The organism is Streptomyces aidingensis (assembly GCF_900112355.1).
In the GTDB taxonomy this organism is placed as follows: Bacteria; Actinomycetota; Actinomycetes; order Streptomycetales; family Streptomycetaceae; genus Streptomyces; species Streptomyces aidingensis.
The window spans coordinates 78,794-104,370 of record NZ_FOLM01000018.1; the positions used below are offsets into that span (position 1 = coordinate 78,794).

General features: G+C 73.9%; 18 protein-coding genes. 6 read left to right on the forward strand and 12 right to left on the reverse strand.

The window, feature by feature from the left end; all coding sequences use genetic code 11:
• Positions 1 to 57: 57 nt before the first annotated feature.
• Positions 58 to 1,851 carry a glycoside hydrolase family 15 protein gene (locus BM242_RS24430; protein ID WP_093841093.1) on the forward strand — a complete coding sequence of 598 codons (1,794 nt, stop codon included), beginning with the start codon at positions 58 to 60 and terminating at the stop codon, positions 1,849 to 1,851.
• 22 nt (positions 1,852 to 1,873) lie between these two features.
• On the opposite strand, the gene BM242_RS28690 is transcribed toward BM242_RS24430, so the two are convergent.
• A complete protein-coding gene (locus BM242_RS28690; protein WP_139238431.1) occupies positions 1,874 to 3,022 on the reverse strand; it encodes an RICIN domain-containing protein in 1,149 nt (382 codons plus the stop codon).
• A 940-nt stretch (positions 3,023 to 3,962) separates the two neighbouring features.
• On the opposite strand from BM242_RS28690, the gene BM242_RS24440 reads away from it, so the two are divergent.
• On the forward strand, positions 3,963 to 7,502 hold the full coding sequence (locus BM242_RS24440; RefSeq protein ID WP_217652583.1) for a ThuA domain-containing protein: 3,540 nt from the start codon (positions 3,963 to 3,965) through the stop codon (positions 7,500 to 7,502).
• A 79-nt stretch (positions 7,503 to 7,581) separates the two neighbouring features.
• Here BM242_RS24440 and BM242_RS24445 read toward each other — a convergent pair whose 3' ends face one another.
• The 4 genes from BM242_RS24445 to BM242_RS24460 all read right to left on the reverse strand — a co-directional run bounded on the left by BM242_RS24445 (position 7,582) and on the right by BM242_RS24460 (position 12,353).
• Positions 7,582 to 8,427, reverse strand: coding sequence for an enoyl-CoA hydratase-related protein (locus BM242_RS24445; RefSeq protein ID WP_093841094.1), 846 nt, complete (start codon positions 8,425 to 8,427; stop codon positions 7,582 to 7,584).
• A 37-nt stretch (positions 8,428 to 8,464) separates the two neighbouring features.
• The gene (locus tag BM242_RS24450) at positions 8,465 to 9,778 is read right to left on the reverse strand and encodes a ferric reductase-like transmembrane domain-containing protein (RefSeq protein ID WP_093841095.1); all 1,314 of its coding nucleotides are present in this window, start codon (positions 9,776 to 9,778) and stop codon (positions 8,465 to 8,467) included.
• Positions 9,775 to 11,400: an amino acid adenylation domain-containing protein gene (locus tag BM242_RS24455; protein ID WP_093841096.1), complete on the reverse strand. Its 1,626-nt coding sequence runs from the start codon at positions 11,398 to 11,400 to the stop codon at positions 9,775 to 9,777. Before BM242_RS24455 ends, BM242_RS24450 begins: the two co-directional genes overlap by 4 nt.
• Before the next feature lie 311 nt (positions 11,401 to 11,711).
• The gene (locus BM242_RS24460; RefSeq protein WP_093841097.1) at positions 11,712 to 12,353 is read right to left on the reverse strand and encodes a GNAT family N-acetyltransferase; all 642 of its coding nucleotides are present in this window, start codon (positions 12,351 to 12,353) and stop codon (positions 11,712 to 11,714) included.
• Positions 12,354 to 12,805: 452 nt separating this feature from the next.
• On the opposite strand from BM242_RS24460, the gene BM242_RS24465 reads away from it, so the two are divergent.
• Complete coding sequence (locus BM242_RS24465; RefSeq protein WP_093841098.1) at positions 12,806 to 13,675, forward strand: thioesterase II family protein; 870 nt, start codon at positions 12,806 to 12,808, stop codon at positions 13,673 to 13,675.
• Positions 13,676 to 13,686: 11 nt separating this feature from the next.
• On the opposite strand, the gene BM242_RS24470 is transcribed toward BM242_RS24465, so the two are convergent.
• The 4 genes from BM242_RS24470 to BM242_RS24485 form a co-directional block, all read right to left on the reverse strand.
• The gene (locus tag BM242_RS24470; RefSeq protein ID WP_093841099.1) at positions 13,687 to 14,562 is read right to left on the reverse strand and encodes an NAD(P)-dependent oxidoreductase; all 876 of its coding nucleotides are present in this window, start codon (positions 14,560 to 14,562) and stop codon (positions 13,687 to 13,689) included.
• The gene (locus tag BM242_RS24475) at positions 14,559 to 15,287 is read right to left on the reverse strand and encodes an SDR family NAD(P)-dependent oxidoreductase (protein WP_093841100.1); all 729 of its coding nucleotides are present in this window, start codon (positions 15,285 to 15,287) and stop codon (positions 14,559 to 14,561) included. The genes BM242_RS24470 and BM242_RS24475 overlap by 4 nt, the downstream gene beginning before the upstream one ends.
• A 25-nt stretch (positions 15,288 to 15,312) precedes the next feature.
• Positions 15,313 to 16,275, reverse strand: a complete 963-nt coding sequence (locus tag BM242_RS24480) for a LysR family transcriptional regulator (RefSeq protein WP_093841101.1) — start codon at positions 16,273 to 16,275, stop codon at positions 15,313 to 15,315.
• 91 nt (positions 16,276 to 16,366) lie between these two features.
• Entirely contained in the window at positions 16,367 to 16,795 is a 429-nt protein-coding gene (locus BM242_RS24485; protein WP_093841102.1) for a helix-turn-helix transcriptional regulator, read from the reverse strand.
• A gap of 226 nt (positions 16,796 to 17,021) precedes the next feature.
• On the opposite strand from BM242_RS24485, the gene BM242_RS24490 reads away from it, so the two are divergent.
• Positions 17,022 to 19,421, forward strand: a complete 2,400-nt coding sequence (locus tag BM242_RS24490; protein ID WP_093841103.1) for an ATP-binding cassette domain-containing protein — start codon at positions 17,022 to 17,024, stop codon at positions 19,419 to 19,421.
• 239 nt (positions 19,422 to 19,660) lie between these two features.
• On the forward strand, positions 19,661 to 20,386 hold the full coding sequence (locus BM242_RS24495; protein WP_093841104.1) for a lytic polysaccharide monooxygenase: 726 nt from the start codon (positions 19,661 to 19,663) through the stop codon (positions 20,384 to 20,386).
• Between the two features lie 86 nt (positions 20,387 to 20,472).
• Here the strand turns inward: BM242_RS24495 and BM242_RS24500 are convergent, their stop codons facing one another.
• Positions 20,473 to 21,609, reverse strand: a complete 1,137-nt coding sequence (locus BM242_RS24500) for an endo-1,4-beta-xylanase (protein WP_093841105.1) — start codon at positions 21,607 to 21,609, stop codon at positions 20,473 to 20,475.
• Between the two features lie 248 nt (positions 21,610 to 21,857).
• Between BM242_RS24500 and BM242_RS24505 the strand changes: the two genes are divergently transcribed.
• The gene (locus BM242_RS24505) at positions 21,858 to 24,503 is read left to right on the forward strand and encodes a SpoIIE family protein phosphatase (RefSeq protein WP_093841106.1); all 2,646 of its coding nucleotides are present in this window, start codon (positions 21,858 to 21,860) and stop codon (positions 24,501 to 24,503) included.
• Between the two features lie 36 nt (positions 24,504 to 24,539).
• Here the strand turns inward: BM242_RS24505 and BM242_RS24510 are convergent, their stop codons facing one another.
• Both BM242_RS24510 and BM242_RS24515 read right to left on the reverse strand, forming a co-directional pair.
• A complete protein-coding gene (locus BM242_RS24510) occupies positions 24,540 to 25,163 on the reverse strand; it encodes a hypothetical protein (protein WP_139238432.1) in 624 nt (207 codons plus the stop codon).
• Between the two features lie 108 nt (positions 25,164 to 25,271).
• The coding region (locus tag BM242_RS24515) for a cellulose binding domain-containing protein (RefSeq protein WP_175541560.1) at positions 25,272 to 25,577 on the reverse strand (306 nt) is incomplete at its 5' end.

The window sequence follows — 25,577 nt, forward strand, 5'->3', positions numbered from 1 at the left end:
GTCCCCGGCGGGCGGCACCCGCGGTTTGCGGCCCCGCGGCCGGGATACTCCGGCGGCGTGGAGAAGATCACCGAGACGGCGGCGCCCGGCGCCCGCTGCCCGCCGTGGGTCCTGCGGAACTACGCCGTGCTGGCCGACGGCGAGCGCGGGGCGCTGGTGGACCCCGAAGGCCGCATCGTCTGGCTGTGCGCGCCCCGCTGGCACAGCGACGCGGTCTTCTCGGCACTGATCGGCGGCCCCGGACACTTCGCCGTGGAACCCGCCGGCCGCCGGCACGTCTGGGGCGGCGCCTACCAGGAGGGCACCCTCATCTGGGTGAACCGCTGGGTCGGCGGGGATTTCGTGATCGAGTGCCGCGACGCCCTGGCCATGCCCGCCTCCCCGGGCCGTCTCGTGCTGCTGCGCCGCATCCGGGCGGTGCGGGGGGAGGCACGGCTGCGGCTGACGCTGGACCCGCGCCCCGGCTTCGGCGCCCGGCGCATGGCCGGCCCCCGCCTGGCCGGGCCCGTGTGGACCGCGGCGGACGGCACCGGGCTGCGGCTGCGGCTGCACGGTGCCCCCGACGCCGCCTGGGATCCGCGGACGGGGCTGCGCGGCGAGTTCCGGCTGACGGCCGGCGAACGGCACGACCTCGTGCTGGAACTCACCGCCGGCGCCGGTTCCGGTCCCGGCGGTCCGGCCCAGGACGGCCCCGAGGAGCTGTGGCGGGCCACCGAGCGGGAGTGGCGGCGCGCCGTGCCGGACTGTTCCGCGCTCGCCGCACCGCGCGACGCCCGGCACGCCTACGCGGTCCTGCACGGGCTGACCAGCGCCGCGGGCGGGATGGTGGCCGCCGCCACCACCTCCCTGCCGGAACGGGCGGGCAGCGGACGCAACTACGACTACCGGTTCGCCTGGCTGCGGGACCAGTGCTATGCGGGCCTGGCCGTCGCCGCGCACGGGCCGCACCCGCTGCTCGACTCCGCCGTCCGGTTCACGGCCGAGCGCATCCTCGCCGACGGCGACGCGGTACGCCCCGCCTACACCGTCGACGGACAGCCGATGCCGGGGGAGCGCACACTTGCGCTGCCCGGCTATCCGGGCGGCAGCGACCGGATCGGCAACCGGGCGGCCACCCAGTTCCAGCTCGACACCTTCGGCGAGGCGCTCCAGTTGTTCGCCGCCGCCGCCCGCCACGGCCGGCTCACCGCGGATGCCGAGCGGGCGGTGCGGGTCGCCGTCGACGCCGTGGAACGCCGCTGGCCGGAGCCGGAGGCCGGGCTGTGGGAGCTGGAGGAGCGGTGGTGGACCCATTCACGGCTGAGCGTGGTCTGCGGACTGCGCCGGATCGCGGACGTCCTGCCCGGCGGGTACGGCCGGCGCTGCGCCGCGATCGCCGGCGCGGTCCTGGCGGAGACCCGGCGGCGCTGCCTGCACCCGGACGGGTACTGGCGCCGGGCCGCCGACGACGACGGGCCGGAGGCGGCGCTGCTGGTGCCGCCGGCCCGCGGCTGCACGGCCGCCGGCGGCTCCGCGGCCGTGCTCACCCGCGACCGGATCGCGGACCGGCTGGCCCAGGACGGCTATCTGTACCGCTTCGCTCATCGCGGAGTCCCGCTCGGGGAGGCCGAGGGCGCCTTTCTGCTGTGCGGCTTCCAGATGGCGCTGGCCACCCACCGCCTCGGGGACCGCGCCGGCGCCTGCCGCTGGTTCGAGCGCACCCGGGCGGCCTGCGGGCCGCCCGGGCTGTTCGCCGAGGAGTACGACGTGCACCAGCGCCAGCTCCGCGGCAATCTGCCCCAGGCCTTCGTCCATGCCCTGCTGCTGGAGTGCGCGGTCCGTCTCAACGACGTCTCGGCACTGCCGCTGTGAGCGGGCCCGCGGCGGCGGGCGGTCAGCGGCGTTCCCACTTCTGGGCGGGGTTGCCCGAGCAGATGGCGATCTGGAGATAGTTGCCGTTGGTGGTGTCGGCGTTGGCGATGTCCAGGCACTTGTCGGCGGCGTAGTTGACGACGTCCCAGGCCTGGGAGTAGCGCCATTGGAAGCGGTTGTCGGTGGTGTTGCAGGACCACATGATCACCGCGGTGCCGTCGTCGGTCCCGCCGCCGGCCATGGTGAGGCAGCGCCCACCGCTGCGCAGGGTGCCGTCCGCGGCGAAGGTCCAGCGCTGGGCGGAGCTGCCGTTGCAGTCGGTGATCATCACCCCGGCGCCATTGCTGCCGCTGCGCGGCTGGGCGCACTTCCCCATGGCGATGAGCTGGACATCCGTCACGGGAGTGAAGGTCTCCCGCGGCGTCTCCCCCGCCGACCCGCCCGACGATCCCCCCGAGGAACCGCCCGACGAGGACGACGAGGAACCGCCCGACGAGGACGACGACGATGACGAGGAGGAAGAAGAGGAGGAAGAAGAGGAAGACGACGAGCCACCGGAGGTGGACGATCCGCCGGACGAGGAGGACGAGGACGTTCCCCCGCCGGAGGAGGAACCGGAGGTGTCCGCGGCCGTCCCGCCGGCGGCGGAGGTTCCTCCCCCGCCCGAGGCCGCGGCCCCGCCCCCGGAGCCGGTACCGGTGGTTCCGTCCGGCTCCCCGGACCGGCCGGCCTCCTGCTCCGTTTCCCGCTCCCCCCGGTCCTCGTCCTGCTCCGTCTTCCCCCGGTCCTCCCCGGCCTCTTCCTCCTGCCGGTCGTCCCCGGCCGGCGCACTCTCGTCCGCCTCGGTCTCCTCCCCGGTCTCCTCGGCCGTGGGCGCCGGGGACGTCGGCTGCCCGGCCGCCGCCGGGGCGGCATCGGCCCCGCGGGAGAAGTCGGGCAGGCTGCCGGCCACGGTGACGGCGAGGGCCGCGCACCCCGCGACCGCCACGGCGGAGCCCAGAATGCTCCAGACCCGGCGGCCGGGCAGCAGGCCACGGCGGGGCCGGGCCGGCCGGCGGGCGAAGGTCTCGGCGAAACCGGGCTGCGCGGGGCCGTTACCGGGGTCGGCGGGCTTGCGGGGACGCTGGCTGGCCACCGGGGGCTGTCCTCTCGTGGTGGGGATCGACTTCACATGCGGATGCTCGCGCCGGTGCCGCGCCGGGCGGCGCGGGGACGCGGCTCGTCCGCGCGGCAGCACCTCGCCGGGCGGCGGCTCCGCGGCAGCCGCTGGTCGGCGGCGGGACGGGGTGAACGCATGCGGAGTCGGCTCCGTCCTGGGCGGCAGACGCGTGCTGGGGCCCAGCCTCGGATCTCGCCGTTGCCATCAGGTAACCGCACGGTGCACAACGGTAGTTGTCCCTGGTGCAACCATGTACCCCGCCCCGGCGCCACACCGCCCTTCCGGGCCGCCTCCCCCGCCGTCCGCTCGCCGGGATGCTGGAGATCGGGTCCCGATCCGCCGCCGGGCCGGCCCGCCGCACTCCGTTCTTTTGCTGCTGCCCAGCGCATAGCTGATGCCGTGTCAACTCAACGCGGTCACCTTGTCGTTGACATGCGCGGGGTTTTGACCACGCTCACCGCACTTTGCATTGACGGTCGGCAAAAGTCCCCCTAGGTTGTCCGGCATGACGAACACCGGGCACGTGCCGTTCTCTCGAAACCCCCACGGACGGCGGCCGGAACGGGGGGCGGGACCGGGGACCGGTCTTCGCTCCTGAGAGGCGCCCTGCGGAAGCGCCGAGCCCGCGCCGGCGCCCCCGCAGGCCGGAGCCGCCGCCGCCCGGGGAGCAGGAGGGCTGGTCGTCCGTCCGCGGACGCGTCGGTCCGGGGCGATCACGAGTGCCACCCAGCCCCGGCGCCCCCGGGCGGCGGTGACCACCGTACTGCCCCCCGGCGGCCGTCCCCCTCTCGACAGCGGCGCAGCGGCCCCGCGTCATTGACGCGTACGCGTCAATATCGCCACAATGGGCTGACAGTCCTTCAGGACCCGGCCGTGGCACGCCGGTTCCCCGGGGGAAGAGACCGCTCGTCGCGGACGGCGCACGCACGGGCCCCCGGGAAGGACTTCCGACGTGCAGTTGTCCAGACGCCTGCGGCTGTCCGCCGCGCTCACCGCGGTCGCGACCGCCTTCACCGTCGCGGTCACCGCGCCACCGGCCCAGGCACACGACGAGTTCGACGTCCTGGTCTTCTCCAGGACGGCCGGCTTCCGCCACGACTCCATCGACGAGGGCATCGCCGCCATCCGGCAGCTCGGCGCCGAGAACCACTTCAGCGTCACCGCCACCGAGGACCCCGCCCAGTTCACCGACGCCAATCTCGCCCAGTACGAGGCGGTGGTGTGGCTCTCCACCACCGGCGACGTCCTCGACTCCGCACAGCAGGCCGCCTTCGAGCGCTACATCCGGGCCGGCGGGGGCTACGCCGGCATCCATGCCGCCTCCGACACCGAGTACGACTGGCCCTGGTACGGCGGACTGGTCGGCGCCTACTTCGACTCCCACCCGCACAACCAGCAGGCCACCCTCACCGTCGAGGACCCGGATCATCCCTCCACCGCCCATCTGCCGGACTCCTGGAGCCGGTTCGACGAGTGGTACAACTACCGGGACAATCCGCGCGGCGACGTGCACGTCCTGGCCTCCCTCGACGAGTCCAGCTACACCGGCGGCACCATGGACGGCGACCACCCGATCGCCTGGTGCCATGCCTACGACGGCGGCCGGTCGTGGTACACCGGAGGCGGTCACACCGCCGAGTCCTACAGCGAGCCGGAGTTCCGGCAGCATCTCCTCGGCGGCATCCTCAGCGTGGCCGGGGCGGCCCCGGCCCCCGAGTGCGGCGGCACCGCCGGCCCGCCCGAGGATCCCGTCTTCCAGCAGGTCGCCCTGGCGAAAACCGGTGCCGAGGTCGGCGAGCCGATGAGCCTGACGGTGCTGCCCGACGGCGGTGTGCTGCACACCTCCCGCGACGGCACCGTGCGCCACACCGACTTCGCCGGCAACACCCGGGTGGCCGGCCGGCTGGACGTCTACAGCCACGACGAGGAGGGCTTGCAGGGCATCGCCGCGGACCCCGGATTCGCCGCCAACCGCTGGGTCTACCTCTTCTACGCCCCGCGGCTGTCCACACCCGACGGCGGCGCGCCGGCCACCGGCACGCCCGCGGAGATGGCCCCCTTCGACGGCGTCAACCGCCTCTCCCGCTTCACTCTCAACGCCGATCACACCCTGGACCCGGACAGCGAGGTGACGCTGCTGGACGTGCCGACCAACCGCGGCATGTGCTGCCATGTGGGCGGCGACATCGACTTCGACGCCGCCGGAAACCTCTACCTCACCACCGGTGACGACAGCAATCCGTTCGAGTCCGACGGCTACAGCCCGCTGGACGAACGCAGCGACAGCAATCCCGGCTACGACGCCCAGCGCACCTCGGCCAACAGCAACGACCTGCGCGGCAAGATCCTGCGCATCACGCCGCAGCCCGACGGCACCTACACCATCCCCGAGGGCAACATGTTCGCCCCGGGCACCCCGGACACCCGCCCCGAGATCTATGCCATGGGCTTCCGGAACCCCTTCCGGATGAGCGTGGACGACGAGACGGGCATCGTCTACCTCGGCGACTACGGACCGGACGCGGGCACGGCCGACAGTGAGCGCGGCCCCGCCGGCAGCGTCTCCTTCGAACGCGTCACCGGGCCGGGCTTCTACGGCTGGCCCTACTGCGACAACTTCAACAACCCCTACCACGAGTGGGTCTTCCCGGGCGGCCCCTCCGAGGGCGCCTACGACTGCGCGGGCGGACCGGTCAACGACTCCCCCAACAACACCGGAATCACCGAGCTGCCCCCCTCGCAGGCCGCCTGGATCCCCTACGCGCCGGGGATGGAGCCGCCCGAGTTCGGGCAGGGAAGCTGGTCCCCGATGGGCGGCCCGGTGTACCGCTACGACCCGGACTCCCCCTCGACGATCAAATTCCCGCCGCAGTTCGACGGGCAGTACTTCGCCGGGGAGTTCGGACGCCGCTGGATCAGGAACATCGAGCTGGACGCCGCCGGCGGCGTCGCGGCGATCAACGACTTCCCGTGGACCGGCACCCAGGTCATGGACATGGAGTTCGGCGACAACGGCGCGCTCTATGTCCTGGACTACGGCACCGGCTGGTTCAACGGCGACGAGAACGCGGGCCTGTACCGGATCGAGCATGTCAGCGGGGACGACGGGCGCGCACCGGTCGCCGCCGTCTCCGCCGACCGGACGTCCGGCACCGCGCCGCTGACCGTGGCGTTCTCCTCCGAGGGCAGCAGCGATCCGGACGGCGACCCGCTCGGCTACTCATGGGACTTCGGGGACGGCAGCCCGCCTTCCGCCGAGCCGCACCCGACGCACACCTACACCGAGAACGGCCAGTACACCGCCACCCTCACCGTCTCCGACGGCGTGCACCGGGGGACCGCCAGCCTGCCGGTCACCGTGGGCAACACCGCGCCCACGGTCGAACTGCGGCTGCCGCTGGACGGCCGGGTCTTCCACTGGGGAGACGCGGTGCCGTTCGAGGTCGAGGTCGTTGATCCGGAGGACGGCGCCATCGACTGCTCCCGGGTCCGGGTCAGCTATGTGCTCGGGCACGACGCGCACGGCCACGCCCTGGGCCACACCACGGGATGCAGCGGCGTCCTGGAGGCCAATACGGACGGCGAGCACGGCGGCGCGGCCAATGTCTTCGGCGTCATCGACGCCGAGTACACCGACAACGGCGTGGCCGGCCAGGGCAGCCTGACCGGCCGCGACCAGAGCGTGCTCCAGCCCGCCACCCGGCAGGCCGAGCACTACTCGTCGGCACAGGGGGTGACGGCCGTGGACAGCGCCACGGCGCACGGCGCCCGTGCCGTCGGCGACATCGGGGACGGCAACTGGATCGCCTTCGAGCCCTACAACCTCACCGGCATCCGGTCGTTCAGCGCCCGGGTGGGCGCCGCGGCGGCCGGCGGACGCGTCGAGTTCCGGGCCGGGTCCGCCACCGGCCCGCTGCTCGGCGAGGCCGCCGTGCCCGCCACCGGCGGGACCGACACCTACACGGAGATCGCCGCGCCGCTGGAGCCCTACACCACCAGCCGGCCGCTGTACCTGGTCTTCCGGGGCAGCGGGGGCGACCTCTTCCGCCTCGACGAGTTCACCCTGAGCACCGAGGAGGTGCCGGACCCCGGCCCCGGGGCGAATCTGGCCGAGGGCCGTCCGGTGACGGTCTCCAGCGTCGAGGGCGACGACCCGGGCCTGGCCGGCGCGCTGGCCGTGGACGGCGACCCCGGCACCCGCTGGTCCAGCGGGTTCTCCGACCCGCAGTGGATCGCCGTCGATCTGGGCGCCTCCCATGACATCGACCGGGTAGCCCTGCACTGGGAGACGGCCTATGGCTCGGACTACCGGATCCAGGTCTCCGAGGACGGCACCACCTGGACCACCGTCACCACGGTCACCGGCGGGGACGGCGGCACCGACGACCACACCGGCCTGGACGCCACCGGCCGCCACCTGCGCATCAACGGCACCGCCCGCGGCACCGCCTGGGGCTACTCGCTCTGGGAGCTGACCGCCTGGGGCGGCTGACCCCGGCACCCGGCACGCGCGGGCGGGCCGCACCGGCGCCGGTGGCGCGCCGGTGCGGCCCGGCTCCCGGTCCGCCGGGTCAGCGGCCGGTGAACTCGGGCGGGCGCTTGTCCAGAAAGGCCCGCATCCCCTCCTTCTGGTCCTCGGTGGCGAACAGGGCGTGAAAGAGGCGGCGTTCGTAGCGGACGCCCTCGGCGAGGCCGGACTCCAGCGCCTGGCCGACCGCCTCCCGGGCCGCCATGACCGCCTGTCTGCCGTGCCCGGCGATGGTGCGGGCGAGCTCGGTGGCCTCCGCCATCAGCCGGCCGGCCGGGACCACCCGGGAGACCAGGCCGGAGCGTTCGGCCTCGGCCGCGTCCATGGTGCGGCCGGTCAGGATCAGGTCCATGGCCTTGGCCTTGCCGACCAGCCGGGTGAGGCGCTGGGTGCCGCCGATGCCCGGGATCACGCCCAGGCGGATCTCCGGCTGTCCGAAGACGGCGGTGTCGGCGGCGATGACGGTGTCGCACATCATCGCCAGTTCGCAGCCGCCGCCCAGGGCGTAGCCGGCGACCGCGGCGACCTTCGGGGTGCGCAGGGCGGCGAAAACCTCCCAGTCGGCGAAGTAGTCCTCGGCGAACATCTCCGGGGCGGTCCGGTCGGCCATCTCCCGGATGTCCGCGCCGGCGGCGAAGGCCCGGTCCGAGCCGGTGATCAGAAAGCATCCGGTGTCCGGGTCGCGGTCCAGCGGACGCAGCACGTCGAGCAGTTCGGCCAGCAGCGCGGCGGAGAGGGCGTTGTGCACCTCCGGGCGGTGCAGCCGGACGACGACGATCCTGTCCTGCTGCTCGACCCGGAGACGGGCCGGCGGCGCCGCGGCCCGGTCCCGGTCCGGTGCGGTGGCGGGTGCGGGGGTCCCGGGTGTCCCCGGTGTCCTTGGTGTCATGGCGGGGCTTCTCCCTGTCGTTGTGGTCTGACGGCGGTCAGGAGTCCCAGATGGCTCCGTAGGCGGGGATGCCGCGGCGTTCCAGGCCGTGCACCACCTGCCAGGTGGTCTTCTTGTTGGAGATGCAGATGACGGCCTCGGCCCCGAAGTCCCGGTACGCCCGGTAGGCCAGGGACACCAGGTCGGGCTTGCCGCGCTCGGTGGTGTCCCAGATCAGCGCGTCCGGCTGGACGGCGGTGATCTCGTCCACCAGGTCCGGCCCGTAGGTCAGGTGCGGGGTCCGGGTGGCCCAGACCAGCCGGGCGGGCACCCGGCGGGCCAGCAGATGCGGCAGGCAGGGCCCGATCCCGCTGCCGGTGGCCACATAGACGACCCGGGCGAAGAGGGTCTCGATATTGGCGACGCCCGCGGTGGTGATGCCCTTGACCCAGACATGCCCCGGCCGCTCGTCGATGAAGGACCCGGTCCAGTCCCCGGCCCGGGAGATGGTGAGGCGGAAGCCGGTCCGGCCGGGGGCGGGGACATTGGCGAAGGAGTGCCATTCCAGCAGCGGGCGCCGGCTGATCGCGGTCGAGGAACCGGCGAACGGGGTGACGCCGTAGTCGAAGCGGGCCAGCGCCACATGCGGGGAGGGCCGGTCCACCGTCACCGGCACCCGGCGCAGACGCAGCCACGGCAGCGCCACACTGACGCTCACCAGGGCCAGCAGCCAGATCTCCGGTGCCGCGGCCGGCGACCCCCCGCGGTCGCCGATGACCAGTACCGTCTGCACCCAGAACAGCAGCAGTACGCTCCAGCCGCCGAACCGGTGCACCCGCTCGAACAGGTCGTGGCGGCGGGCACGGAGCCCGGGCAGGGCGGTCACCACCATGACGGTCAGCAGCACCGCCAGGGCGGCGGAGACCGCGAGTACGTCCCCGGGCGCACCGCCGGTGACCAGCAGCGGCAGCAGGGCGAGAAACCAGGCGGTGCCGGCCGTGGCCCCGCCGACGTGCAGGCCGCCGAAGTGGTAGACCTTGCCCAGCGCCTGGCGCAGCCGCAGCGGCCAGTGCACGGGGGCGCGGGTGGCCAGCCGGAACAGCGCATTGATGACGTACTGCTGGCGGATCAGGACGGCCAGGGTCAGATTGCCCAGGGCGGCGTGGGCGGCGGTTCCGGCCGCGATGCCGTCGCCGTCGGCCAGGCCGTACCACAGGGCGGCCAGGTTGGCCGCCCAGACCAGGGCGACCAGCCGGTTGTGGTGCATCAGCCGGGGGTGCTTGAGGATCCGGCGCGGCAAGGCCACGGGGGGCGGCAGTCCGGCCGCAGCGCCGTCCCCGGTGTGCCGTCGGGCGTGGGCGGGAGCGGTCACGGCGCACCGCCCGCCCGGGCCATGGCCAGCGCGCGCAGCGCCGCCTTGTCGATCTTCCCCCGGCTGGTCTGCGGCAGTGCCTCCAGGGCGTGGACCGCGGCGGGCACGCAGTAGTAGGGCAGGGCGGCGGCCACGGCGGCGCGCGCCGCCTCCCCGGACAGTGTCGCGGGGGTCACGAAGGAGACCAGGTGCCGGTCGTCGAGTTTGACGGTGGCGGCCCGGACGCAGCCGTCCAGGGACTCCAGCACCGCGGAGACCGAGTCCAGCTCCACCCGGAAGCCGCGGATCTTGACCTGGTCGTCGGTCCGGCCGAGATGTTCCAGTTCGCCGTCCGGGGTCCAGCGTCCCAGGTCCCGGGTGCGGAACATGGTGTGCCCGGGGCCGAGGAAGGGGTCGGGCGCGTAGCGCTCGGCCGTGAGTTCCGGGTTGCCGAGGTAGCCCGCCGAGACCCCGGCGCCGCCGGCCCACATCTCCCCGGTTTCCCCGATGGGCAGCGGACGGCGGTGTTCGTCCAGCACATAGACGGTGTTGTTGGGGGTCGGCCGGCCGATGGTGAGGCGCGCCGCCGCGGGCGTGTGGAGCTGCATGGTGTTGACGATGGTGGTCTCGGTGGGGCCGCAGCCGTTGTGGAAGACCGCCCTGCGGGCCCACCGGTCGGCCAGTGCGCGCGGGCACGGCTCGCCGGCCACGGCCACCGTGCGCACCCGGTCGCAGGTGTCCGGGTCGATGGTGCTGAGCACGGTGGGCGTGGCGATCACGATGTCGGCGCCGCGCACCGCGGCGGCGATGTCGCGGCCCCGGACGACCAGGGTGGCGCCGTGGCAGAGCGCCCCGAGGATCTCCCAGGAGGCCATGTCGAAGGCGATGCTGAGAATCTGGGCGACCCGGTCGCCGGGCCGGATGCCGAGGCTGCCGGGCCGGGTGAGGAGGAGGTTGCAGACGTTGGCGTGGGTGACGGTGACCCCGTTGGGCGTTCCGGTGGTGCCGGAGGTGAACAGGACGTAGCAGCCGTCCTCCGGCGCCGGCTCCGCCGGGCCGGTGCCGCGGGGCCGGCCCGGGGTGCCGCCGCCGCTGCCGGGCGGCAGCTCGTCGACGGCCAGCACGGTGACGCCGTCGGCCGCGGGCACCCGGTGGGCGTGCGCGGAGTGGGTCAGGACCACCCGGGCCCGGGTGACGCGCAGGATGTGCCGGAGCTGCGCGGCCGGGGCGATCCCGGTGTCCTGCGGCACATAGGCCGCGCCGGCCTTGAGGATGGCCAGCAGCCCGACCAGCATCGGGATCGAGCGCCGGGTGAACAGGGCCACCCGGTCCCCGGGCCGTACGCCGAGCCGGGCCAGCCGGGCGGCCAGGTGGCCGGCCCGCCGGTCCAGTTCTCCGTAGGTGATGGTCTCGCCGAGGTGCTCGGCCGCCACGGCCCGCGGACGGGCCGCCGCATGGCGCTCGATGGCGTGGTGGACACGGGTGTGCGGCACGGCCCGGCGCGGTCCGGAGCCGAACGTCTGGAACAGGTGCCGGTCATGGCTGCCGAGGCGGTCGAGCAGCGGGCTTCTCCAGGCGGTGCCGGCGGCTGCGTCCCGTAACGCGCCGGCGCGGCCGGCGGTGTCCTGGGGCACAAGAGGCATGGCGGTGAATTCCCTTCCGGTGAGAGCTGATATCCATGGCGCGGAATGCATTGCGCGCCCTCACCAAGAAGGTCCTCGCCCGGCGGCCGGAAGTCCAACTTTTCGGGGCCGGCGTCAGACTTCCGTCAGAATTCGAACCATCCGGTAATGAATCCCGGCAGGCCGGAACCAGACCGCCTCATGCCACGTTCATTGCAGGTCAGAGGCGTGTGCACAGGAATCCCGGGGGAACCGGCACCATCTGGGACCACGGGACTCTCATTGATTTCCCGGATATTACAGAGAATGAGCGGAATACACTCGTATTTCTTTCAATTACCACTGAGCGGATGGCTGTACATGCTCAGGTTCCGCCCGTCGGTGGTGCCGACGTTCCCGGTGAACCGCCAGCCCAGGCGGCGGTAGAACCGGCCGGCGCCCCCGGCGCCGGCGGCGGTGACCAGATCGGCCCGGTCGCAGCCGGCCTCGGCCGCCTCGCGGAGGAACCGCTCCACCAGGGCCGTGCCCAGCCCCTGGGAGCGGGCGGTGCCGCTGACCACGAGGTAGGCCAGCACGGCGACCCGCCGGCCCGGTTGCGGGCGGGCCGCCGCCCGGGACTCGCCGGCCGCGGGCCGGTGCCGGGTGAGGAACTCGCCCGCGTACCGGACGGCCCGGGTGCGGGTGAAGTGCACGGCCAGGGCCGGCCGCACCAGCAGTGCCGCCGTGCCGCGCAGGGCCAGTGCGCGGCCGTGCCGCTGCACCAGGTGCCGCCGGTGGCCGGCCGGATCGGTCAGCCCGATGAGAAAGCCGGCCCGCTCGCCGTCGCGCTCGGCGACCAGACAGCGGGCATAGGGGCTGTCCAGATGCCTGACCGTGTACGCGGCCAGGAAACGGGGGCCCAGGCGGGCGAAGAAGCCCTCGCCGAAGTGGGCCAGGTGCTCGGTGACGACATACGGCACGTCCTCCTCCGCCATGGGCCGCAGACGGAAGCCAGGCGGCGGTTGCGGTTCCCGGGCCCGTATCCGCGGGACACGGGCGCGCCGGGACGGGCTCGATGGCGCCTCAGCGCGTCGACCGAAGTCCACCCGACCAAGCTACTCCAATACCGGCAAATCAGCCCATTCAGCGGTATTCCGCCGGTGCCGAGAGGGCGCCCGGAAGGGCCGTTTCGCCTGGTCGGCGGGGTGCGGCGGCAGCTCGGGCGCGCCCGGGCCCCCGGCCTTGGGTCCGGGCCCCGGCTCGGCCGCCGGTGGACCGGCGGCGGATTTCCGCCGGTGTACCGGCGACCGCGCGGGGGCGCCCGTCCTACCCTGTGCAGCGGGCGCGTCACCGGTCCCGCCGCGGACGCGCCCGAGGCGACCGCACATCCGACACGGCCCGGGCGCCGACCGCAGCCGGGGCCGTCCGAACGGAGGAGAAAGCGCCCATGAGCCCGGACGGCAGCCGGCCCGGCGACCTGTGGATACGCGATTACGGGCCATGGCGCGGCGGCGGCGGTACACGCCTGCTCTGCTTTCCGCACGCCGGCGGCTCGGCCACCTTCTACCGCCCGCTTGCCACGCTGCTCGGCGGCGACGACGATCCCGAGGTGCTGGGCGTGCAGTACCCGGGCCGTCAGGACCGGTATGCCGAGCCGCCGCTGACCGGCATCGGGGAGCTGGCGGACCACATCCTGCCGGAGCTGAAACCGCTGACCGACCGGCCGCTGGTGCTGTTCGGCCACAGCATGGGCGCGGTCCTCGCCTATGAGACCGCCCGCCGGATGGAGCGGGACACCGGCGTCCCGCCGCTGGGGGTGATCGCCTCCGGCCGCCGCGCCCCCTCGGTGCCGGTGACGGAGAACCTCCACCGGCGCGGCGACCGGGCGCTGATCGAGGAGGTGCGCACGCTCAGCGGCACCGCCGACGGGGTGCTGGACGACCCGGAGATGCGCGAGCTGATCCTGCCGTCGCTGCGCGCCGACTACCGGGCCGTCGAGACCTACCGGCACCTGCCGGGCCGCGAGCTCTCCTGCCCGCTGCTGGTGCTGGCGGGTTCCGAGGACCCGCGGGCGCCGCTGGACCAGGTCCGGCTCTGGGACCGGCACACCACCGGGTCCTTCGCCCTGCGGGTGCTGCCCGGCGGACACTTCTACCTGAGCACCCAGTGGGCGGCCGTGGCCGAGGCGGTCCGCTCCGGCATCGCGGCCTTCCGCGGCCGGGCGGGCGCGGCGCCGGACGGCAGCGGCGCCGGCCCGCGTCCGGACCCGGCCGCCCCCCGCGGGCCCGGGGGCCGTGGACCGGCCCCCGGGCGGTGATCAGCAGCGGGTCACCAGTAGGCCGCCGCGATGGCGGTCAGGTCGGCGTCGCCGTGTCCGGCGGCGCCGGCCCGCTGGTATCCGGCGAGTGCGGCGCGGGCCATCGGCGTCTCGGTGGCCAGGTCCTCGGCGAGCGCGGTCAGATACCTCAGGTCCTTGTCGACCAGCCGGACCGGGAAGTTCGGCGCGAAGTCCTCCGCGGTCATGACCCCGGCGGCGCGTGCGGCGGCCGGGCTGGTCACCGGCAGGTCGGCGAGGAAACGGACCGATTCGGCCGGGTCGAGGCCGGCCCGGCGGGCGAGCGCGAGGAGTTCCGCCAGCACGGCGACCTGGGTGGCCAGCGACGCGTTGACGATCAGCTTCAGGGTGGCGGCGGTGCCGTGGTCCCCGACGTGGTGGACGCGTGCCGCACTGCACTCCAGCACGGCGCGGGCGTCCGCGAGGACCTCCGGACGGCCCCCGGCCAGATGGACCAGCGCCCGCGCCTCGGCCTGCGGCCGGGAGCCGATCATCGGCGCCTCCAGGAAGCGCAGGCCGTCCAGGGCAGCCGCGGCGGCCAGATTCCGGACCCACCGCGGGGAGAGCGTGCTGGCCTCGACGGCCAGGGTGCCCCGGTGGGCACCGGCCAGCACACCCGTGTCCCGGTCCAGCCACACCGCCGCGGACGCCTCGTCGTCGCTGACCGCGACGAGCACCACCTCCGCGCGGGACGCCGCCTCCGCGGGCGAGCCGGCCGCGGAGGCGCCCGCGGCCACCAGGTCCCGCACCGGCTCCGGTGACCGGTTCGCCACCACCACCGGATAACCGCCGGCGCACAGATTCGCCGCCAGGCGGGCGCCCATCGCACCCAGCCCGATCACGGCGACGGTCGGCAGGGGAACGTTCACCGGTCCTCCCCGGAGAAGGCCCGCTCGAACCCCTTGGGGTCGCTCCGCCAGAGCGTGGACATCCGCGCGGAGGTGGGGTCGGGGAAGATCTCGGTGTGCCCGGCGGCGACGCCCGCCACGATCGCCTCCGCCACGATCTCCGGCCTGGTCTTCGGCCCGTCGAATCCGGCGAGCATGTCGGTGTCGATGCCGCCGGGGTACACGCCGTGCACGCCGATGCCGCGGGCGCGCAGCCCCGGGCGGATGGCCTGGGTGAAGGAGTGCAGCGCGGCCTTGGAGGCGGCATAGCCGGCCATGGGCGGCGTGCCGGCCAGGGCGAGCAGCGACAGCACATTGACCACGGCCCCGCCCCCGGCCTTCTCGATGACCGGGACGAAGGCGCGGATGACGTCGACGGTGCCGGTGTAGTTGGTGGCCATCTCCAGCATCAGTTCCTCGCGCCCGGCGGTGAACGGGTCGGCGAAGCGGGCCGTGCTCGCGTTGTTCACCAGCAGGGTGACATCGGTGGCCAGCGCGGCGGCGGCGGCGATGTCCGCGGCCGAGGTCAGGTCCAGCCGGACCGGGACCACCCGTTCGTCGTGCCCGGCCAGGGAGGCGGTGTCCCGGGCCGCCGCGTACACCCGGCGCGCGCCCTGCTCCAGCAGGGCGTCGACCAGGGCGCTGCCCAGGCCGCGGTTGGCGCCGGTCACCAGCGCAACAGCGTTCGTCGTGGTTCTGGTTTCCATGGGGAAACGCTAGAAAGCCCCGCGGTTATCCGTCCAATACGAATTCCTGCTCCTGTGATTTGCCGGTTCGATCACCGGCACAGTCCAGGATGACCTCGCGCAGCAGCGCCGCCCCCGGGTGGTCGCTGCCCGCCGGGCGGGCCGGGCCGGTGACCAGCCGCGGCGCCGGCCCGGCCAGCGGCCGGAACACCACCCCGGAGCGGGTGAGATGGCGGGCCACCGACCGCGCCGCGAAGGCCACCCCCAGCCCCGCGGCCACCAGGGCCAGAATGGTCTGCAGCCCGGTGGCCTCGTGGGCGACGCGGGGTGCGAACCCGGCGGCCACGCAGGCGTCGGTGTAGCGGTCGTAGGTGTGCGGCTCCAGATCCCGCGGGAACAGCACGAAGTCCTCCCCCGACAGGTCGGCGAGCGCGAGCGGGTCCCGGTCCGCCAGCCGGTGGCCGGCCGGCAGCGCGATGCCGACCGGATCCTCCAGCACCGGCGTGGCCTCCAGCCCGCTGCGCGGATCGACCGGCAGATGCAGCAGCCCCAGATCGAGCCGGCCGAGCTGGAGCAGCCGCACCTGATCGGCGCTCTTGCGCTCCTCGACCCGCACCTGGAGCGCCGGATGGCGCACCCGCGCCTCGCGCAGCACCGCGGGCAGCAGGCTGTACAGCGCCGTGCCCACGAACCCGACCCGGACCGTGGCCAGTTCCCCGCGCGCCACCCGGCCGCCGTCGTCCACCACCCGGTGTGCCTCGCCCAGCAGCCGGCGGGCGCCGGACAGCAGCACCTCGCCGGCGGGCGTCAGCCGCACCCCGCGGCGATTGCGCGCCAGCACCTGGTAGCCCAGGGCGTCCTCCAGCGCCTTGACCCGGTAGCTCAGGCCCGGCTGGCTGAGATGCAGCCGGGCCGCCGCCCGGCCGAAGTGCAGCTCCTCGGCGACGACCGCGAACAGCCGCAGATCCCCGAGGTCGACCGCAGGTCCCCCGTTGTCGCGTCCCGGCACCTGGGCCCTCCCGTTGCGCGTGTCCGGCTCTCCCCCACAACGTAACCGGCCGCGGCGCGGCCGGCGGACGGGCGGCGTCCGGCCGGGCCGACTACTGCTCGACGGTGCGGGCGGCCGGCCGGTTTCTCACCGGGCGGGTGTGGATCTTGGCCACACAGGCCGGGACGGCGGCCCCGTCCTCGTGCTCCCGGGCGCGGTAGCTGCTCGGGCTCTCGCCGACAAGCTCGGTGAAGCGCGAGCTGAACGACCCCAGCGAGGTGCAGCCGACCGCGACGCAGACCTCGGTCACCGTCAGATCGCCGCGCCGCAGCAGTGCCTTGGCCCGCTCGATGCGGCGGGTCATCAGATAGCTGTACGGCGTCTCGCCGAAGGCGGCGCGGAAACTGCGGGAGAAATGGCCCGCCGACATCAGGGCTTCCCGGGCCAGCGCCGCGACATCCAGCGGCTCGGCGTACTCGCGGTCCATCCGGTCGCGCGCCCGGCGCAGCCGGACCAGGTCGCCGAGATCCTGCCGTCCCACCCGGTCAGTCTCGCACGGCGCCCCGAGGCGGGGCGACCGGACGGCCGGATTTCCGGTCGGATATCCGATCAGATATGGAGAAGCGCCGGTCACAGGCGCGCGCATAGGGTGACCGCTACGGCCGCACAGGACCGCAGAAGACCGCAGAAGACCGCAATCGCAGCCGCGGCGACCGGCGCACCGGCCGGTCCCGGCGGATTCCCGCGACGGATGGAGACAACGCACCATGGCCACCAGCACGGACCCGCAGCCCTCCGCGGCGCACGCCGCCGACAGCCATGACCTGATCCGGGTGCACGGCGCGCGCGAGAACAATCTCAAGGACGTCAGCGTCGGGATTCCCAAGCGCCGGCTGACGGTGTTCACCGGTGTCTCCGGCTCGGGCAAGAGCTCCCTGGTGTTCGACACCGTCGCGGCGGAGTCGCAGCGGCTGATCAACGAGACCTACAGCGCCTTTGTGCAGGGCTTCATGCCGGCGCTGGCCCGCCCCGAGGTCGATGTCCTGGACGGGCTGACCACCGCGATCATCGTCGACCAGCAGCGCATCGGGGCCGACCCCCGCTCCACCGTCGGGACCGTCACCGACGCCAACGCGATGCTGCGCATCCTGTTCAGCCGGCTCGGGCAGCCGCACATCGGTCCGCCCAGCGCCTACGCCTTCAACGTCCCCTCGGTACGGGCCAGCGGCGCGATCACCGTCGAGCGCGGCGCCAAGAAGGCGGAGAAGGCGACCTTCACCCGCACCGGCGGCATGTGTCCGCGCTGCGAGGGCCGGGGCACGGTGTCCGACATCGACCTCAGCCGGCTCTACGACGACTCCAAGTCGATCTCCGAGGGGGCGTTCACCATTCCCGGCTGGAAGTCGGACAGCTTCTGGACCGTGCGGCTCTACGCCGAGTCGGGTTTTCTCGACCCGGACAAGCCGATCCGCCGGTTCACCAAGCAGGAGATGCAGGACTTTCTGTACCGGGAGCCGACCAAGGTGAAGGTCGAGGGCGTGAACCTCACCTACGAAGGGCTGATTCCCAAGATCCGCAAATCGTTCCTGTCCAAGGACCGGGAGGCGATGCAGCCGCACATCCGGGCGTTTGTGGACCGGGCGGTCACCTTCACCGCCTGTCCCGAATGCGAGGGCACCCGGCTCAGCGAGGGCGCCCGGAGGTCGAAGATCAACGGGATCAGCATCGCCGACGCCTGCGCCATGCAGATCAGCGATCTGGCCGGATGGGTCCGCGGCCTGGCCGAGCCCTCGGTCGCGCCGCTGCTCACCGCGCTGCGGGGGACCCTCGACTCGTTCGGGGAGATCGGGCTGGGCTATCTGTCGCTCGACCGGCCCTCGGGCACCCTGTCGGGCGGCGAGGCCCAGCGCGTGAAGATGATCCGGCACCTCGGCTCCTCGCTGACCGACGTCACCTATGTCTTCGACGAGCCGACCATCGGCCTGCACCCGCATGACATCCAGCGGATGAACGACCTGCTGCTGCGGCTGCGGGACAAGGGCAACACGGTGCTGGTGGTGGAGCACAAGCCGGAGACCATCCTGATCGCCGACCATGTGGTGGACCTCGGTCCGGGGGCCGGCACGGCGGGCGGCACGGTCTGCTTCGAGGGCACCGTGGACGGGCTGCGGAGCAGCGGCACCGTCACCGGCCGCCATCTCGACGACCGGGCGGCCCTCAAGACCTCGGTGCGCAAGCCGGTCGGCACGCTGGCGGTCCGCGGCGCGAGCGCCAACAACCTGCGCGATGTCGATGTCGACATCCCGCTCGGCGTGCTGGTCGTGGTGACCGGCGTCGCCGGCTCCGGCAAGAGCTCCCTGGTGCACGGAGCGCTGCCCGGGCAGCCGGGGGCGGCCGACGCGGGCGTGGTGTCCATCGACCAGAGCGCGATCCGCGGCTCCCGGCGGAGCAACCCGGCCACCTACACCGGGCTGCTCGACCCGGTCCGCAAGGCGTTCGCCAAGGCCAACGGGGTGAAGCCGGCGCTGTTCAGCGCCAACTCCGAGGGCGCCTGCCCGAACTGCAACGGCGCCGGCGTCATCTACACCGACCTGGCGATGATGGCCGGCGTGGCCAGCACCTGCGAGGAGTGCGAGGGCAAACGGTTCCAGGCATCGGTGCTGGAGTACCGTCTCGGCGGCCGGGACATCAGCGAGGTGCTGGCCATGCCGGTGACCGAGGCCGAGGAGTTCTTCGGCTCCGGCGAGGCGCGCACCCCGGCCGCGCACCGGATTCTCGGCCGGCTCGCCGATGTCGGGCTCGGCTACCTCAGCCTGGGCCAGCCGCTGACCACGCTCTCCGGCGGTGAGCGGCAGCGGCTGAAGCTGGCCACCCAGATGGCCGAGAAGGGCCGGGTCTACGTGCTGGACGAGCCGACCACCGGCCTCCATCTGGCCGATGTGGAGCAGCTGCTGGGCCTGCTCGACCGGCTCGTGGACTCCGGCAAGTCGGTGATCGTGATCGAGCACCACCAGGCGGTCATGGCGCACGCCGACTGGATCATCGATCTGGGGCCGGGCGCGGGCCACGACGGCGGCCGGATCGTCTTCGAGGGCACGCCCGCCGACCTGGTCGCCGCCCGTTCCACCCTCACCGGCGAGCACCTCGCCGCCTATGTCGGTGCCTGAGGCGGGGCGGCGGTTCACCGTTCCGCGCGCTCCGGCCTCTTGACCGGGCCACGCAAACAGGTCTAGACCTAACGGGGAAGGTATAGACCTGCGGGGTCCGGTCGCGCGTTCCGCCGATGCCACGGCACGGCCGGCCGTGTCACCCGCCGGCCGGCCTTGCTCCACATGCTCCACCTCACCCCCCACAACGGGGCCGTCGGTCCCCGGGGACCGACGGCCCCGGCAGAGAAGGAGTCGGCATGAAACTCGGCACCAGACTGGCCGCCCTCACCGGCGCGGTCGTCGCTCCCCTCCTGGTCGTGGCGCTGCCCGCCCCCACCGCCGGCGCACACGGCTATGTCTCCTCACCGCCCAGCCGGCAGGCGCAGTGCGCCGCGGGCGTGGTGGACTGCGGGCAGATCCAGTGGGAGCCCCAGAGCGTCGAAGGGCCCAAGGGGCTGCGCTCGTGCAGCGGCGGCAACGCGCAGTTCGCCGAGCTCGACGACGACGGCAAGGGCTGGCAGGTCACGCCGGTGGGCAGCACCACCACCTTCACCTGGCACCTGACCGCCCGCCACGCCACCAGCAACTGGCAGTACTTCGCCGGCGGGCGGCTGGTCGCGCAGTTCGACGACGGCGGCGCACGGCCCGGTGCGACCGTCACCCACCGGGTCGACTTCGGCGGCCTGACGGGACAGCAGAAGGTGCTCGCCGTCTGGAACATCGCGGACACCGGCAACGCCTTCTACGCCTGCACCGATGTGCGCATCGGCGGCGGAGACAGCGGCGGCGGAGACAGCGGCGGCGGGGACGGCACCGCCTGCCTGCCCGCGGGCTGGGACGCGGGGACCGTGTACACCGGCGGTGACACCGTCACCTGGGGCGGCCACAACTGGCGGGCCAAGTGGTGGACCAGGGGCGAGGAGCCCGGCACCACCGGCCAGTGGGGCGTCTGGGAGGACCTCGGCGCCTGCGCGGACGGCTGACGACGCCCCCGCCCGCCCGTGCCATGGGCCCCGGCCGCCGGGCCGGGGCCCACGCCGCGCCGCACGGGCGGGCCAAGGGGGAGGTCTCAGCCCTTGCGGGCGTCCTTGAGCGCGTCCTGGAGCGCGAAGAAGGCCGGCTTGCGGGTGAAGTCGTCGGTCATGATGGTGGCCGAGCCCTGCCCCTCGAAGAACACCGGCACCCAGGAGTACTTGTCGGTGAAGCCCCAGACGGTGAAGGAGTTGCAGCTCTCCACCGCCAGGCAGGCGTTCAGCATCCGCACGTAGTAGTCGGCCTGCTGCTGGAGCTGCTCCTCGGTGGGCTCACCGCTCTCCGGCAGGTCCATCCGCACATCGACCTCGGTGATCGCGGTCTCCAGACCGAGCTCGTCGAACCGGCGCAGGTTCTGCTCCAGATCGCCCGGGAAGCCGTAGCGGGTGGACAGATGGCCCTGGGTGCTGAACCCGTGCACCGGCACACCGTCGGCGAGCAGCTCCTGGACCAGCGCGTAGTAGGCGTTGCTCTTGGCGTTGATGCCCTCCACGTTGTAGTCGTTGAAGAAGAGCCGGGCCTCCGGGTCGGCCTCGTGGGCCCAGCGGAAGGCGTCGGCGACGATGCCCGGCCCGAGTTCGCGGATCCAGATGTTCTGCTCGGTGCGCAGATTGCCCTGGTCGTCGAAGATCTCGTTGGCCACGTCCCACTGCTGGATCCGGCCGGCGTAGTGGCCGACCACGGTCTGAATGTGGTCGCGCAGGATGGCGCGCAGCTCCTCGGCGGTGAAGTCGCCCTCCTCCAGCCACGCGGGGTTCTGGTTGTGCCACAGCAGCGTGTGCCCGCGCACCACCTGGCCGTGGCGCTCGGCGAAGTCCACGATGGCGTCCGCCTCCTCGAAGCGGTAGCGGTCCCGCTCGGGGTGGATGAAGTCCCACTTCATCTGGTTCTCCGGGGAGACCGAGCTGAACTGGCGCCCGAGGATCTTCCGGTACTTCCTGTCGTGGGTGAAGGGGTCCGGATAGTCCTGCTCGAGGTGGTGGCCGCCGCCGGCCGCGGCGGTGCCCACGAAGAAGCCCTCGGGGGCGGCATGGCGCAGCCGGTCGAACTTGGCGTTGGAGTGCGGGGCGGCCCGGTGGTCGGGGCCCGGGTCGGCGGTCGCCGGGATGGCCGCCAGCGGCAGGGCCAGGGCGGCGGCGGCGAGCGCGAAGGTGGCAACGCGGACGGATCTCATGGGAAGCCCTTCTGGCAAAACTGTCCCGAAAATTTTCGGAAGATTCCCGAAAGTCAGGCCACGGACGTTAAGGGTCCCGCGGCCGGGGCGTCAACGGGTGTGCAGCGGGCAAGTGGAGGATTCTCCTCCGGAGCTGCCCCGCGGCCGGCCCGCACCGGCCGGCCCGCACCGGCCGGCCCGCACCGGCGGGGTCCGCACCGGCGGCGGAGCGCGGTTGCGGGACACGCCGGGTGCGGGACACTCGTGGCATGCACCACCTCGATCCGCCGGGGTCACCGCGGCAGAGGTTCCCCCCGCGGCCGGAGAGCGTCGCCTCGGCCCGGCGGTTCGTGGACGCGGTCCTGGCGGCCGGCGCCGGGACCGCCCCGGAGACGGCGGACACCGCCCGGCTGCTGGTCAGCGAACTGGTGACCAACGCGGTGCTGCATGCCCGCACGGGGATCGAGGTGTCGGTCCTGGCACACGGCGGCGGAGTGCGGATCGGCGTCGGCGACCACCGGCCCGGCCGGGTGCTGCTGCCGCTTGAGTGCCCCGCCTACTCCGGAACCGGGCAGGGCCTCACCCTGGTCGCCCGGCTGGCGTCCCGCCACGGCGTCGACACCGGCGAGGACGCCAAAACGGTCTGGTTCGAGCTGGCGCCGCCCGGACCGCGGCCGGCACCGGGCGGCTGGCGCACCGCCGTACCGCCGCCCGGCTCCCCCCGGACGGTGCTGCTGGTCGATGTGCCCGGCGCGCTCTGCACGGAGGACCGGCAGCACCGCGGCGCCCTGCTGCGCGAACTCGCGCTGGCCGCGTCCGCCGGGGACACCCTCGGTGTGCCGCCCGGGGAACTGGCCGTCGCCCAGGACACGAACAGCGCCCTCAACGGCTGGGTGGCGGCCGCACAGGGCGAACGGTCCGCCGACGCGGACATGCGCTCGCTGCCCCTGGCGGTGCCCGCGGACGCCGCATCGTCCCTGGTCGTCCTGCGCCGGGTGCTCGACCTGGCCGAGGACGCGGCCCGCGGCGAACGCCTGCTCACCCTGCCGGCCCTGCCGCGCGGCCGGGCCTTCCAGCGGTGGCTGCTCGACGAGATCGTCGCCCAGCTCGCCGGCGGAAATCCCACCGCCTGGACCGTGGCCCCGCGCGAGCCGGGCGCCGGTCCCGCGGAACTGGTGCCCTGGGACACCCGCCAGGTGCGGGCCAGCAGGGTCCCCACCATCGCCGCCGACGAGGCCAACCGCATCATCGCGGTGAACGGGCCCGCCGCCGACCTGCTCGGCTGGCAGGCCGACGAACTCACCGGGCGGCGGCTCACCACGCTCATCCCCGAGCATCTGAGAAAACGCCACATCGCGGCGTACAGCTCGCTGTTGCTCACCGGCCGGGCGCGCATCCTGGGCCGCCCGGTGCCGCTTCCGGCACTGCACCGGGACGGCAGGCTGGTCCCGGTCCGGCTGACCATCCAGACCCAGGAGACCACCGACGGCCGCACCGTGTTCGTCGCCCAGCTCGCACCGAGGGCGGCGGCGGTGGCCGGGGCGCCCCGGGCACCGGGCGGCAGCCGGCAGCCCGCCGCGCCCGCACCCGCCGCCGCGGGGGCCGGGCCGGGGACGGGGACCGGGCCGGGCACCGGGCTGCCGGCGCTGGAGCGGCTGTCCCTGCTGGCCGACACCGGAAACGCGCTGGGCAACACCCCGGACCTGGACGAGGGCCTGCAACAGGTGGGGCGCATTCTGACCCGGCACCTCGCCGACTGGTGCGCGGTGGACCTGATCGGCGAACACGCCCGGGTGGAGCGGGTCTGCGTCGTGCACCGCCGCCCCGGCGGGCCGCCTCCCGGGGCACCCGAGACCACGGAGGGGCCGGTCCCCCCGGTCACCGAGGACGCCCGCGGCCCGCTGGCCCGGGTGCTGCGCGGCGCGGGCCCGCTGCTGCTCACCGGCCTTCCCCCGCTGCCGGACGGACGGCCGCCGAGCCCGCTGGACGCCGACTACCGGGAGCTGTTCCGGCACCTGGGCGCCGGCAGCGCCGTCGTCGCCCCGCTGCGGGCCCGCCGCGAGGTCCTCGGGGCCCTGACGCTGGCCCGCACCGGCGGCGGGCCGCCGTTCACCGACGACGACGTGTCGCTGGTGGACGACCTGGTCCGCAGCCTGGCCCTGGGGGTGGACAACGCCCGTCTGTACCAGGAGACCAGAAACATCGCCGAGCGGCTGCAGCGCTCCCTGCTGCCCGCGCTGCCGCGGGTCGGTCATCTGGAGCTGGCCGCCCGCTACGCCGCCTCCTCCGCCACCGCGCAGGTCGGCGGCGACTGGTACGACAGTTTTCCGCTGCCCGGCGGGGACACCGCGGTGGTCATCGGGGACGTCAGCGGGCACAACCTCGATGCGGCGATCGCCATGAGCCAGCTCCGCAGCATGCTGCGCGGCATCGCGGTCGACCGCCGCAGGCCCCCCGGGGCGGTACTGCGCTCCCTGGACCTGGCGAACCACAGCCTGTCCGAAGAGGCGATCGCCACCTGCGTCTACGGCCGGGTGACCGGACCGCCGGAGGGCCCCTGGCGGCTGGAGCACTCCTCGGCCGGGCATCTGCCGCCACTGCTGACCACCAAGGACGGCGCCACCCGCTACCTCGACGAGGGCGCCGGCCTGCTGCTCGGCATGGACCCCGCAATGCCGCGCCCCTCGGCCGGCACCGGCCTCCCCGCCCGCTCCACGGTGCTGCTGTACACCGACGGCCTGATCGAACGCCGGGACGAGCCCCTGGACGGGGCGCTGGCGCGGCTGCGCCGGCACACCGCGGCGCTGGCCCGCGAGCCGCTCGACGTGTTCTGCGACGAACTCCTCATCGGGCTGGGCGCGGACAGCACCGACGACATCGCGGTACTCGCCGTCCGCCCCGCACCACCGTCCTGACCGGCTGGTCCGGCGCGGCGGTTCAGGGGCGGCGGTTCAGGGGAGCGAGAGGCGGTCCACGACCATGGTCTCCAGCTCCTCCAGGGAGAGCCGGGCGCCCAGCGAGGTGAACACCAGCGACCGGTAGCCGGGATCCGCCGGGGAGGAGAGGGTGATCACGGCGAACGGCTCGTCGAAGTCCTCGCAGGAGTTGGTGCACTCGGTATAGGTCTGGGTGAAGAGCAGCGCCGTGCCGAGCGGGGTGGTGACCTCGCGGCCGGCTGCGGCCGTCTCGCCGGGGATGTCCTCGGCTGACCGGTAGACCGGGTGGCGTCCGTTCAGCGGGTGGTCGTGGACGTCCTCGTCGACGGCGCAGGCGTCGTTCGCCGCGTAGACCGTCAGTCCCGGCGCATCGTCGCCGGTGTCGTCCCAGGCCAGGGGCCGGCAGCCGGCTCCGCCGTCGCCGAGCAGCCCGTGGGCGAGCCGGTCGTCGTCGCGGTCCAGCCGGGTGCCCTGGGGCAGGGCGAGCACGAAGTCGGGCACCAGTCCCTCGCCGTCGGCCGCCACCGGTGCGGTGGCCGGTCGTTCCTCACCGCTTTCGCCGCTGTCGCAGGCGGTCAGCAGCCCGGCGCACACCAGCGCCGTCAGGAGGCTGCCCCGCGCCCCGCTCATCCGTCTCATGTCCGGCTCCCTTCCCCGGCCAGGGACGTCCGGCGGTCGCGGGCGGTTCCCGCCGGAGCCGGCCGCCGGGCACGGGCCCGGGCGGCCGGCCGGTACGGGGGGGGTGGGTCAGGTGGTGGTGCAGGTGGTGCCGTTGAGGGTGAAGGTGGTGGGGGCGGGGTTGGTGGTGCCTCTGGTGCCGATGAAGCCGAGGGTGACCGAGCCGCCGGCGGGGATGGTGCGGGTCCAGTCCGCGGGGGTGACGCTGACCGTGTTCCCGTTCTGGGCGGGGGTGCCGCCCCACATGTTGGTGACCCTCTGCCCGGCGGGGAAGGCGAAGTCCAGGGTCCAGCCGGTCAGGGCGGTGGCGGCGGTGTTGCGGATGACGATCTCGCCCTGGAAGCCGCTGCCCCAGTCGCCCGCCACCCGGTAGTC

Coding starts and splice junctions, on each gene's coding strand:
- BM242_RS24445 (WP_093841094.1), bottom strand. CDS start 8,427: ATGACACCAAGGACACCGGGGACACCCGGGACCCCCGCACCCGCCACC.
- BM242_RS24455 (WP_093841096.1), bottom strand. CDS start 11,400: ATGCCTCTTGTGCCCCAGGACACCGCCGGCCGCGCCGGCGCGTTACGG.
- BM242_RS24460 (WP_093841097.1), bottom strand. CDS start 12,353: ATGGCGGAGGAGGACGTGCCGTATGTCGTCACCGAGCACCTGGCCCAC.
- BM242_RS24465 (WP_093841098.1), top strand. CDS start 12,806: ATGAGCCCGGACGGCAGCCGGCCCGGCGACCTGTGGATACGCGATTAC.
- BM242_RS24475 (WP_093841100.1), bottom strand. CDS start 15,287: ATGGAAACCAGAACCACGACGAACGCTGTTGCGCTGGTGACCGGCGCC.
- BM242_RS24490 (WP_093841103.1), top strand. CDS start 17,022: ATGGCCACCAGCACGGACCCGCAGCCCTCCGCGGCGCACGCCGCCGAC.
- BM242_RS24495 (WP_093841104.1), top strand. CDS start 19,661: ATGAAACTCGGCACCAGACTGGCCGCCCTCACCGGCGCGGTCGTCGCT.
- BM242_RS24500 (WP_093841105.1), bottom strand. CDS start 21,609: ATGAGATCCGTCCGCGTTGCCACCTTCGCGCTCGCCGCCGCCGCCCTG.
- BM242_RS24505 (WP_093841106.1), top strand. CDS start 21,858: ATGCACCACCTCGATCCGCCGGGGTCACCGCGGCAGAGGTTCCCCCCG.
- BM242_RS24510 (WP_139238432.1), bottom strand. CDS start 25,163: ATGAGACGGATGAGCGGGGCGCGGGGCAGCCTCCTGACGGCGCTGGTG.